Annotated in this window: 11 protein-coding genes; 2 read left to right on the forward strand and 9 right to left on the reverse strand. The window is 40.7% G+C overall.

The features are described from left to right. Window positions 1–52: 52 nt before the first annotated feature. The 5 genes from AC1DO4_RS03375 to AC1DO4_RS03395 all read right to left on the reverse strand — a co-directional run bounded on the left by AC1DO4_RS03375 (window position 53) and on the right by AC1DO4_RS03395 (window position 4,281). Window positions 53–997 carry an NADP-dependent oxidoreductase gene (locus tag AC1DO4_RS03375; protein WP_477412970.1) on the reverse strand — a complete coding sequence of 315 codons (945 nt, stop codon included), beginning with the start codon at window positions 995–997 and terminating at the stop codon, window positions 53–55. 109 nt (window positions 998–1,106) lie between these two features. Further along, window positions 1,107–2,090 carry a helix-turn-helix domain-containing protein gene (locus AC1DO4_RS03380; protein WP_477412972.1) on the reverse strand — a complete coding sequence of 328 codons (984 nt, stop codon included), beginning with the start codon at window positions 2,088–2,090 and terminating at the stop codon, window positions 1,107–1,109. Between the two features lie 375 nt (window positions 2,091–2,465). After that, window positions 2,466–3,167, reverse strand: coding sequence for an SDR family oxidoreductase (locus tag AC1DO4_RS03385; protein WP_477412974.1), 702 nt, complete (start codon window positions 3,165–3,167; stop codon window positions 2,466–2,468). Window positions 3,168–3,192: 25 nt separating this feature from the next. Next, entirely contained in the window at window positions 3,193–3,615 is a 423-nt protein-coding gene (locus AC1DO4_RS03390) for a putative quinol monooxygenase (RefSeq protein WP_477412976.1), read from the reverse strand. A 6-nt stretch (window positions 3,616–3,621) separates the two neighbouring features. Beyond that, window positions 3,622–4,281: a carboxymuconolactone decarboxylase family protein gene (locus AC1DO4_RS03395; RefSeq protein WP_477412978.1), complete on the reverse strand. Its 660-nt coding sequence runs from the start codon at window positions 4,279–4,281 to the stop codon at window positions 3,622–3,624. A 698-nt stretch (window positions 4,282–4,979) separates the two neighbouring features. Between AC1DO4_RS03395 and AC1DO4_RS03400 the strand changes: the two genes are divergently transcribed. Further along, the gene (locus tag AC1DO4_RS03400) at window positions 4,980–6,203 is read left to right on the forward strand and encodes a Pycsar system effector family protein (protein WP_477412980.1); all 1,224 of its coding nucleotides are present in this window, start codon (window positions 4,980–4,982) and stop codon (window positions 6,201–6,203) included. Window positions 6,204–6,435: 232 nt separating this feature from the next. Here AC1DO4_RS03400 and AC1DO4_RS03405 read toward each other — a convergent pair whose 3' ends face one another. Together AC1DO4_RS03405 and AC1DO4_RS03410 are read right to left on the reverse strand one after the other, a co-directional pair. Further along, window positions 6,436–6,729, reverse strand: coding sequence for a hypothetical protein (locus AC1DO4_RS03405; RefSeq protein ID WP_477412982.1), 294 nt, complete (start codon window positions 6,727–6,729; stop codon window positions 6,436–6,438). Between the two features lie 596 nt (window positions 6,730–7,325). Then, entirely contained in the window at window positions 7,326–8,081 is a 756-nt protein-coding gene (locus AC1DO4_RS03410; RefSeq protein ID WP_477412984.1) for an SDR family oxidoreductase, read from the reverse strand. 496 nt (window positions 8,082–8,577) lie between these two features. On the opposite strand from AC1DO4_RS03410, the gene AC1DO4_RS03415 reads away from it, so the two are divergent. Next, the gene (locus AC1DO4_RS03415; RefSeq protein WP_477412986.1) at window positions 8,578–9,333 is read left to right on the forward strand and encodes an SDR family oxidoreductase; all 756 of its coding nucleotides are present in this window, start codon (window positions 8,578–8,580) and stop codon (window positions 9,331–9,333) included. 518 nt (window positions 9,334–9,851) lie between these two features. Here AC1DO4_RS03415 and AC1DO4_RS03420 read toward each other — a convergent pair. Both AC1DO4_RS03420 and AC1DO4_RS03425 read right to left on the reverse strand, forming a co-directional pair. Continuing rightward, window positions 9,852–10,475 carry a DsbA family oxidoreductase gene (locus AC1DO4_RS03420; RefSeq protein ID WP_477412989.1) on the reverse strand — a complete coding sequence of 208 codons (624 nt, stop codon included), beginning with the start codon at window positions 10,473–10,475 and terminating at the stop codon, window positions 9,852–9,854. Window positions 10,476–11,047: 572 nt separating this feature from the next. After that, window positions 11,048–11,500, reverse strand: coding sequence for a carboxymuconolactone decarboxylase family protein (locus AC1DO4_RS03425; RefSeq protein WP_477412991.1), 453 nt, complete (start codon window positions 11,498–11,500; stop codon window positions 11,048–11,050). Window positions 11,501–11,970: the final 470 nt, after the last annotated feature.

Below are 11,970 nucleotides of genomic sequence, written 5' to 3' on the forward strand. Positions count from 1 at the left end.
TACTGTTTGATTTGGAAGATGTTTCCTTAGATCGGCCCACTGATCGACTCTGTTATTGAATAACTACAAGGACAACTTTACCGTTCACTCCCCCAGCCGACACAAAATCCTGAGCTTGAGCAGCTTCGTCTAATGGGAAAGTTTTTGCAACGATGGGACGGAGTTTTCCTTCATTGACCAAAGCCAAACCAGCGGCCAAACTACCCGCTGAGATATTTGAACTGATAAACCGTGCGTCAACCTGGTGCTTTTCCGCTAATGTTGCGGAAGGCGGGATTACTATACTGAATAATTTACCTCCGGGCTTTAACACTTCAAAAAGTTGATGCTGTGATTCGCCACCAGCGCAATCCACCACCAGGTCAACATTGCTGGCTAACAGGTTAACGTCTTGCGATTTATAATCTATCACCTCGTCTGCACCAAGGCTTTTTACTAATGCTACGCCTTGTCCGGATGCTGTTGCGATAACATAGGCCCCGGTGTTTTTTGCCATCTGCACCATAGTTGCGCCTGTTGCCCCCGCAGCCCCCTGGATTAAAACTTTCTGATCTTTCGCTAATTTTCCCTCGTTAAATAATACCGATTGAGCGGTGCCGATATTAACCACCAGGGAGGTTGCTTCTTCAAAGGAGGCGTTAGTGGGTTTAATAGCTACGTGACTTTCATTTGCAATCGCGTATTCGGCATACCCGCCTTCTCTGGTCACAGCGATCACCTGGTCACCTGCTTTAAATTGGGTTACATTTTCTCCGGTGGCAACAACGATCCCGGCTACATCTGCACCTGGTACAAATGGCAAACTGATAGGACGGATCTGTTGCATAATTCCACTCCGTAATTTGATATCCAAAGGATTTACACTGGCTGCTTTAACTTGAATTAAAACTTGGGTTTCATTGCTGATTTCAGGCTGAGGGATTTCTGCCACCTCTATTACATTGGAATTGCCAAATGCCTTATATAATATTGCTTTCATTATTTTTTTCTTTGTCATATTTAATTATATGAACAAATGTAGAAGTTAATAAATGGGCAAAATAACCGAAAAAGACATAAGAATAGCCCTATCCGGCAGGTAGTATTGATTTTGGAGAAAAGAAGTTTTATGAGGTGTAGGAGAACTTCTTTGGGGTAATGCCATACCGCTTCGCGAATAATCTGCTAAAGTGGCTAAGGTTTGAAAATCCCAACTCATAACCAACCTCAGAAACGGAATGTTTAGCCTGTTTTAACAGAAAAGCAGCCTCTTCCATTCTTGCCTGCTGATAATAATTATAGATTGTATCTCCAAATGTTTGCTTAAACAGCTGCTTAAGTTTCGTTTCGCTCATCGAAGCGATAAAGGCTAATTCACTTAGAACCGGTGGGGTACTCAGATCACTTAAAATTTCATTGCGAATAACTAAAAGTTTTTCTGCATCGTTGCTATTTATACTCTTAAAAGTCGTATGCTCCCTAAGCGATAACTTGCTAAAAAGCAGGTACATTAGTTCCTGTACCTTAATTTGCACATAAAAATTATTCAGCAAGTTATTCATGTCGACGGATACAATATTTTTAAGCAGTAACTGCATTTCAGCATCCAAACTTTCGAAAAAGAGAAAGGATGCGTTTTCCGCTATGATGGTCTTTAAGGTACCGTTGGGTTTTTCAATAGATAGAACTGAGCGTAATCTGTTAGCAGTGATCCCAACTACTACATATTGAATATTGCTRCCGGCAGGAAAACGAATTTCCGTGCGCAAATCATTTGATGACAGGAGTATAGAAGAATCATTTTTTTGTGAGCATGGTATGTTTGCCTCATTATGATATTTAACTTCAAGATCTTCCCTGTCATTATAAAAGAAAATGGTACGGACATCATTAGCTATTGCAGCCGGATTGCGTTTAACAATCAGATCTTCTTTCAATACATAACGATGGATCGTTAATTTGAAATCATCCCCAAACCCAACTTTACGTACATACCCTTCTCCAAGTGTCTTCGGGATTTCCAATACATTGTCCCTTACGGGCGCATTGATCTGTTTTGAGAACAGTGTTATAAAGTCAAAACCCGGGGCAGTTGTAAATTCAAAAATCATTGCAGGAAGTAACTAATTAATATGTCTAAGGTTATGTAAATTTCTCCAAAAAAAGTCACTTTCTTTCAATACATTTCCATTGATGATGAGTATTTGATATATAATGGAAGATAATTAGATCCTACAGTATTATTTGCAACATTTTTTTTCTCAAGGTTGCTATAAAACAAAATAGATTGACCTAATTAGTGTCATGTCAATGATAAATTGATGGATAGTCTTTAGCCCAAAGTCTTAAGTTCTAAGTCAAAAAAAGAAAAAAATCAACTTTAGATTTACGACTTAGTACTGTTGACTTAACACTAGTTTGGAGCCAACTTGGATTTCTACCTATTCCCTTAACGCTACTTGTCGTTTGATGTCAAATTTATTTCTTTAATTCATAAAACCAGGCTTATCAGCTTCCGTTCCGGCTTTTTCCATGCCGAGGCTTTCATTAACATGAAGTTTCGGATCCTCTATAAGTTTTACCACCAGGTCAGCAACACTTTTTCGGGATATTTCGGTTCCGGTAACTGGCTGGCCTTTTTGAGTGACTGTATAATCAATTTCATCTTTATTCGTATACCATGTCGGACGAAGAATCGTATATGCCAGGCCAGATGCCTCAATGAGGCTTGCAGCTTTTTGATAGCGTTCCAGTATAGGCCCTATCATCTGTTTGTTCCAAAGGCCAAAAGCACCGGGAACTTCATCGTAGATCCCAATGGCTGCAATGAACACAATACGCTTCACACCTGCGGTCTGCATGGCTTTTACCGTCTGTTCGGCGATCACATCTTCCTGACCGTTTATATTAACATAGACCAGGTCCTGTCCCCGCATAGCATTTTTGAGTTTTTCGCAAACCAGTATATCGCCTTCGATCAGCCTAATCTGCTCGCCGTCCAAATGCTGCAAGTGTGAGGCATTACGCAGATACAAAGTAAGATAGATGGAATTGTTTTGTGATAACCTATCGATCACGTGCCGGGCAACTTGTCCGCCGGCTCCAAGTATTAATACCTTTGTCATATTCAATTCTATAGTTAATATATTTTGCCATAATTGCATCCTTCGGATGAAATTATGCTGCATACAGCTTAAAATGTCTGTTAATGTTCTATAAGCCGGGCTGCTTCGCACTCCCGATGAGGTTAACGTCTACAAGTTCCAGTTTCTTTACCATTTGCTCTACGGTAGTCTTGTACTTCTTAAAATGAGGCGTTGCAATATGTTTGAGATAGGCGGTGCTGTCGGCGTAGATCTCCAGGATAGTTATCCGCGAAGGGTCTTTTTTATCGGCGACTGCATAATAGGTCAATACGCCAGGTTCCAGCCGGACAGCGGTTTGCATCTGTTCTTTCAGTGCTGCATTATATTCCTTGAGTTGTGTCGAATCAACTTCAATTTTGGCTATACGGATCATGCGCATATCTGTTTGTGCTTTGGCATGTAAAATAGAAACGAGTAACATTCCGCAACAACCAAGTATCCTAAATGATGCCCGCACTGTTGCTCTGTAAAAATGATTGCTGATTTTCATAGATCTTTATTTAATGACCTTGAGCTTATCCAATACTATACGGGCAGCATCTGCCTGCTGTTTCCCGATACTGCTTTCCAGTAAGGCAAAAGCTTGTTCCAGTTGCCCTTCCGTTAGCCCGACATTCATCCCCATGCCAAGGTGCGCTTGTAACTGTGCTTCTAGTCCGGGCAGGCTCGCAAGTACTGTGATTGTTGCCAGCTCACGCTCCCGATAAGTCAGTACGCCTCGCCCGAAGATGTCAGCAAACAAGTGCTCTTTCAAAAACGCGTCAATGCCGGGCGCAAAAGCATTGGCACCGGTGAACGGGCCGTTCTGCGGCTTACCTGTTAAAGTTTCCAGGGTTTTCCTTCCCATCTCATATTTGCTTTCATTATTGCCTGTTACAGCAGTTGGGGCCTGTCCTTCCAGATCGTGAATACCCTTGAATTTCCGTTCCTCCAGCAGGGACATAAAAGTGGTGATACCGTTGAGGCTACGCGGAAAACCGCAGTAGGCATATAACTGCACCAGTTCCTCCCTGATCTGGTTGATGGTCAATCCGACATCAAGACCTGTATTCAGGGCATTTTTCAATTGCGGTAGGTTACCCGTTGCGGCAAACGCGGCAATCAATACGAGATGTTTTTCGTTTGCTTTTAATTCATGACTTTGCTGTGCATTCATAGTAAGACTTGTAATTGTTATCAGAAGTGTTAGAAATGTGCGGATCATTGTTTGATTGTAACGCAAAATTCGTGCGAAAATATCAGTCCGTGGTTATACAGACTCCTGAAATACTTACCATTATTCCTGATTATGATACAAAGGCAGCTTGCCCGGAAAATCTTGTTATAGTTTTGTATAACATTTGATAGGCATTGGAAACATAGCAGCCGACAGGTCAAAGAGAACAGAAAGATGAGCCATACAGGCAAGTAGATTGAGCCATAAAAGAAACAGACCGTAGCATATAATGCAGATCTTTGTGTTGTAAATACATGACATATCTGCTATGAAAAACATAGAAAAAATAAACCTTGGTAAAAATGGACCGCTCGTATCTAAACTGGGATTAGGCTGTGCATTAATCCACCTTTTGCTACGGGGTGAAACGAAACGATGTAACATAAATATCGGTTATGAACAGCAACCGGCACCCTATCTGAGCTCCCTCACTACGGCAAACTTGATTTTGAAAACACATGGTTAAATCATATTTGCAGGACCGAAGTTGATTCATAGTGTCCACCATATATCGACACTTTTCCAATGAACAACGATATACAGTGCTTGCACTAGATGTATTATTTTTTAAAATACTGGTTGTTAGTAACTTTGGTAATGGCATAACTTTGGTATTTCGATCGGCTATGGACACATTCATGGACGAAAAACAGTTGCTAAAAAAAATTAAAAAGTTTGTAAAAAAAAGGTACAGTGATGAACAGTATGTCAAGCTGAAGTTCCATAATTTTAAGCGTTGTAAACAAATAATAAGGTGGGCCCACATTATCGCCGAACCTTTTAATCTTGCTCCGGCGGATCAATTTGCGCTCTATGCGGCGCTTTGGCTTAAAGATATCGGCTACACAGAAGATCCGACCGCACCTGAAACAGCAGGTTTGCGGGTCGCGGTAAACTTTCTCCAGCAGCTAAAATTAATGGATAATGTTATTGAACGGATAACTGATTTATGGATATGTACATCGACACCGGCTCAACCCTTAAGTTTATTATCTGAAATATTTCTCGACGCTGAAACGTATTACTTAGGTGAAAAGTCATTTAAACAGGCAAATGACCTTAAAAGAAAAGAACAAGCGGAATTGCAATTCCGAAAAATAAGCAAAGCTGAATGGAGCAAACAATCTGTTGAATTGCTGGAGCATCACCGATACCATACTGCAACAGCAAGAGACTTACTGGAAATTAAAAAACTAAGAAACCTGTCTTTACTCAGGTGTGAATTACAAGAGATCGATCATGAGAAACATGAATCCGACTCTAACGAATTAAATAATCCTCCTGCTGTACTGATCAGCAAGAATAAAAATTTTCCGGAAAAAGGTGTAGACACATTATTCCGGGTTTCACTTGCAAACAATCAGCGTATCAGCGGACTTGCTGATAATAAAGCAAGGATACTGATCACAGTTAATTCAATTATTTTATCAGCGATCATAAGCCTGATACTAAAAAGGCTCGATAAAGAGGCCCATTTATTGTATCCAACCTTAACATTGGTTGCTGTTAGCCTTGTTTCTATTACGCTGGCCATACTTGCTATCCGACCTCATCGATCTTCAGGTAAATTCACTAGAGAAGCCTTGGAGAACAATGAAGCTAACCTGCTTTTCTATGGAAACTTTAATAGAATGGATCTTTCGGACTTCAGAGCGTCGATGTTTCACATGATGAATTATAAAGAACTCGTTTACGGAGCTCTTGTCCAAGACCTTTATGAACAAGGCCGGTCGATTGGCCGTAAATATTTTTTACTGAGGGTTTCTTATACGATATTCATGTTTGGCTTGATTGTTTCAATTCTGGCCTTTATCGCAACTACGGTAAGTCATCACCCAAATTGGTCTTCAAGCATCTTTTAGTAAGATGATCCGTTTGAGTGAATAGAAAAGCGATGTTGGCTTCGTTATCGCTTTTCTCGTCACGGTTATTGTATCACTATTGTCTTATTCTTTTTTCGAAAAACCGTTTCTACGATTAAAAAGGAAATTTACCTATATTCCGTCGAGAGATTAGTGATATGCAGCTGGACATTCCGCAGCCGTGAACTACCTCTAACCAGGAAGTAAGACCGGGCTTTCATTTGCTTATAGTCTAGATAATGGCTTGGTTAGTAACGATTGCCTCCGTGACCATCACACCCATCTCACCGTCGCCGGTGTCTATCGTGTGTATATATTTGAAACTCTGGCTCAACTGGTCATAAACCTGGTCTATGACATTAATATGGACCGCATTTACCGGGATTGCCAGGCTATTTTGAATACATAGTAATTGCCCGTTATGCAATACGAGATAATCAAAATGATAACCTTTAGCATGCAGTTCGATTACCCTTTTTGTTAAGCTGAAATTGAGTTTGCGGTTCTTTTTTTCGGGGCTGTTCATCGTTTTAGATTTAGCATTGATTAAAAAAGCGATATCGTTTGGTTATATCACTTGAAAAGATCATGCCACTCTAATATCTATTTGATATTCAATTAGTTAGATTAAGTTTATAATTGATTTTGTCGAAACTTGGTTAGGCAGTCTGCTAAACAGCGAAATACAGTTAGTATTGACTTCAGGCGGAAGGTAAATTTCCAGGTTGCCTTTCCCGTAGTATGTATTGATCTAAATATCAATGTAAATAACTGATAAACAATCCATTACTTCGTATATTTAAATACGGTCCAGTTACAAAATCCAATAAATATATGCATTGAGGGATAGAAGAGGCATTCTTCGCAGAAGATATAGCGAATAGCCAAGGGGAATTATAAAATGATACGGGCATAACTGGAATTAGGAGAGAAACTGACCAATTCATTTTCGTCAATTACTGTCTTCCCCCCACAGCAAAATAAATTACTGATCCCGGATCCGGTTCGACCAAATTGTTGATCAAAAAGCCAAGGTGCCATTAAATTGAAGGCATACCACTATACCTGGCATAGATGTTTAGCCATGCTTAAATAGCGGCAGCCTTCAAATAATATTGTTTTTTATGATTTCACATGTTGAAATGAAAACCATTTCTCAAAATTGATAATGCCTAATTTGGCCTCACCGTGCGGAACCAATGCGTCATTAGGGATGTGTCCGCCGTAGTACTCGTTGTTTTGGTTAGTCACAACAGTTTCAGTGCCGCCTGTTGCCTTGAGGTAGATTGCGACAAATTCACTAAGTGTACGACGCTCAGGACCACCGATCTGCAGAATACCGTTAGCGGGGTTCTTCAAGGCAAATTCAGCAACGAATGAAGCTACATCTTCGGCAGCGATAGGTTGAAATGCGACATCAGAAACATGAGCTTCATTTTCCTGAATCGAACCACTGACAAGTGCCGGAAGAAATTCCATAAACTGGGTGCTATGGATGATGGTATACGGCAATCCTGATTGCCTGATCAGATCTTCCTGTACTTTTTTTGCCCTCATGTAGCCTACATTCTGCATCTGATCGACACCGACTATCGAAAGTGCCACGTGATGTTTAATACCGGCTTTTTTTTCTGCTGCCATCAGGTTGTGGCCCGAGGTTTGGAAAAAATCCATCACCGCTCCATCCTCGAAGGAAGGCGAGTTCGATAGATCAATAACAATATCAGTTCCAACCATTGCTTCATCAATTCCCTCCCCGGTAAGAGAATTGATGCCTGTAGATGGAGAGCCTGCAATTACTGTGTGGCCAAGCTTCTGTAGTTTGCCAGCTACTTTGGTACCGATGAGTCCGGTGCCGCCTATGATTACGATTTTCATGGGTTTTGTTTTTTAATACTTATTTAAATTTGTTAACTGTTTATACCTTGCTAATTTGATGCCATTCATTCAAATTGCTTTAAATCAATTGATTGCCCCATTCTTTAAATTGTACTTTTCACTGTATTTAGTGAACTCACTTTATGATTCACTTTATAAAGGGGATTCGGACCAGGTTTTGAATTCGCAGTAAAACAGCGCGGCCATTTTTTGCGCTAACTTTTTTTGCGCATGATGCTGTATGTATTCTATAATTGGATTAATCGTCGAAAGAAAATCAAACCCATTAAAAAAGTCCGGGTTACCAGCCGCTGTACACTTTATATGGTGTCGCCTGGCGGACTTTCCACCGAATGAAGTGAAAAAAACGTCTCTGTTTTTTATTAAATTATTGATTGTTAGACATTTACCACATGGCATGCCGATTGCAAACTATTGAATGAAAAATCAAATCATTTAAATGCCGGCCTAAATAAGGGCCTAAAAAAATCAAATTATGAAAATTGTAGTAATCGGTGGAAGCGGGCTAATTGGATCTCAATTGGTAACCAGGCTTACCCAACTTGGGCATGAAGTTATTGCGGCATCACCAGCAAGTGGCGTAAATACGATCACTGGTGAGGGATTACAGGAAGCCATTAACGGAGCGAAGGTGGTGGTTGATGTATCCAATTCACCGTTATTTGAAGATAAAGCAGTTATGGAGTTTTTTGAAACCTCAACCCACAATTTGCTTGCAGCTGAAAAAATTGCAGGTGTGATGCACCATGTTGCCCTTTCGGTTGTAGGAACTGACCGATTACAGGAAAGTGGCTATTTTCGTGCAAAACAAGTGCAAGAGAATTTGATCAGGGCCTCCGGCATTCCTTATTCAATTGTACACTCGACACAATTCTTTGAATTCCTGGGCGGAATTGCCGCGGCTGCAACTGACGGAGACACTGTGAGATTGTCGTCTGCCTATATCCAACCAATTGCATCAGCAGATGTGGCTGAAGTTATAAAAGACGTCACTTTGGGCGCGCCAATTAATGGTATAATTGAAATTGCTGGCCCGGAAAAAATAAGGCTTTCGGCTCTTGTTCAGAAATACCTGGCCAGGAATAATGACTCCCGCAAAGTCATAGTAGATGCGCATGCACTTTATTATGGCGCTGAATTGAGCGAGCTGTTGCTTGTTCCGGGCGACAAAACCAGGATTTGCAAAATAGATTTCGAAAATTGGTTTGTCAACCAGCCAAAAAAAATTTAACTGATTAAGTATGTTTTTTAGGTTTGCGTAAGCCCTTCGGAACGAAGATGACGGGTGTCAGCTTTTCAAGGATGTTGTAAAGGGCGTGCATTTTCCACCCGTTCATGCACGGGACAACCTACGCCGGCACAGTGTCCCTGTGAAAACCGGTCAGCAACGTGAAAGGTCGAAGGGTTGCAGCTGCCTGAAATTCATATCTATAAAAGCACCTGAAATATGCTAAACGGTGCCCTTTTATTTATGGTATTAACTCAAATAAGCGAGAGTATTTGTCTACAATCATTCAAATCCCAGGCAAGATGAAAAATGGATCAGCATCAATTTTTAAACATTTATCGTGTTTTAGGAAAAAATCTGTTTCGAAGGAAACGTTAAACCGCATAAAATGTAAACTGATACCTATCTATTTAGTAGCGATCAGACTCTATTATCTTATTTATAGATAATGCAACTTAAAAGACACTTTCGTTTCGGGCGGCATAGCCCATCGCATCGTTTGACTGCATTTATTAAGGACGCTATTTTTTCACTTGCAGTTTGGTCAAAAGACTGTGGAATGTCTCTGCTGACTGTGCGCCGGAAACAGAATACTTCCCATCAAAAAGAAAAAATGGAATACTACGAATACCCAGGTAATGAGACGCATGCTCATCTTTTCTCACCTCCGCAGAATAAAGGTCGCTATCCATAACTGCCTTAGCATCGATCCCGAGTTCAGCAGCAATTTCCGACAGCACCGTGGTTTTTCCTATATGTTTGCCGTCTGAGAAATAGGCCCTAAAAAGACATTCTTTCATTTCCAGACCCCTGCCTAAGGTTTCGGCAAAATGGATAAGCCTGTGTGCATTAAAGGTATTGGTGACAATAACCTTATCAAAGTCAATTAACAATCCGACTGCCTTACCTGCAGTAGACGCATTGTTAAGTGTCTGCTGCGCCCTTAACCGAGATTGACGATAATTTCGCATTACCGCTAAGTGCGGCGTTTCTCCGCTATTATTTGCGGCGTCCGGCTCCAGCTCAAAACTTCGCAGAACGATTTCGGGTTTACTGCCCGTAAATTGGTTAAGCGCATTTTCAAGATGATTAAAACCGATATAGCAGAAAGGGCACGCCACATCAAACCAGATCTCAATTTTCATAATTTTTTAGATAATGATTTTGTAAATCGCACATATCGACAACGGAGAATGTAGCATCGAGCTGCTTTCTCTTCCGTCAGTTTTTTTATTCAAAAACCATATAACCAATTCTTATTAATACACGCTTAAAGCAGCTTATCGGTCAGGCAAATAAATGTACCCCTCCCGCAGCAAAGACGTTTTAATAGCTACCTGCATGCTTTTTGAGCTTCCATTCGCACCTCTACGTTTCCCCCGAACTTTAAAATCGGACATCCCCTGGCGATCTCTAATGCTCCCTCGTAGTTTTCCGCTTGTATGAACACCATACCCCCAATGAACCCACTAATTTCCAAGTGGGGCCCCCTAGAAACATTATAGGAGCTAACTACCACCCCTTCCTGGTCCCAGCATTGCAGCGGCCTTACTAATCTGTTCTGAGCGGCTATACAACCATGCCAATTCTGCCAGTCCCGGATCGAATTCTGAAGTCCTTGAGGCGAGCGCTGTACTTTTTTATTGGTGAAGGCTTTGCGATATACTAATAAGAAAAGGTGCATTTTAATGTTAATTAGGCAACGTTTAACAATTGCTTACCCAAACATTCCTACTTTGTAAGTACCGGGCTCGTTAGGAAACGCCAGGTTAATTCGGTTCCAGGTGTTGATGGTGGTAATAGCGAGAGTCAAATCAATTACTTCCTCCTCAGAAAACTGCTCCAATGTGTCCTGATAGATGCTGTCAGGAATATTGCAGGCTGTAACAGCCTCAGCCCACCCCAATGCAGCTTTCTCACGTTCGTTGTAATAGGGGGTTTCACTCCACACGCCGATACTATATAAACGCTGTTCGGTTTCACCGGCTGCACGTGCGTCTTTGGAGTGCATATCCAAACAATAGGCGCAATTGTTAATTTGTGATACCCTAAAGAATATCAACTCCAATATGCTGTCTTCCACAGATGATTTCTTCAAATAGCCGGTTATTCCATAAAGTGGTTTTAAGGCAGCTGAACCTTTAGCATGAACATTAAGTCTCTGTTCCATAATTGTCAATTTGTTATGTTAAAACCCAATGACAATCGACCTCCTCGAATTGGACACGTTTGGCAATAAATCTTTTTATTTCCTCATCAATGGAACATCACAATTCTCAATAAAGAATAAAACAATCTTTTGTAGCCGATTAAAATGTTAATCACAATGATCTGATTCGATTATCTATGGTAACAAAGGTTGCTGTAAATGCCCAAGAAGATCGTTCGTGCAGCAATATTCTTATAAACTCTTCTTTTGTTAATTATGGCACATGAGGATTGACCCAGGGCTGGTCTGATACCAGGTCACCCGGACGTACGGAAAAACCGTACAATTACCCCCTTTTAATAAGTAGCACTTACGTTTCAACATCGTTATTAAATAAAATAATGATATTTTCTTCGTAGAAATGTCCAATCTGTTGAGGCTGATTGTCATGGATGTTAATGAAAGTAATAAAAATAATTTGCCTTGAAGAA

This window comes from Mucilaginibacter sp. P5_A6 (assembly GCF_056400585.1).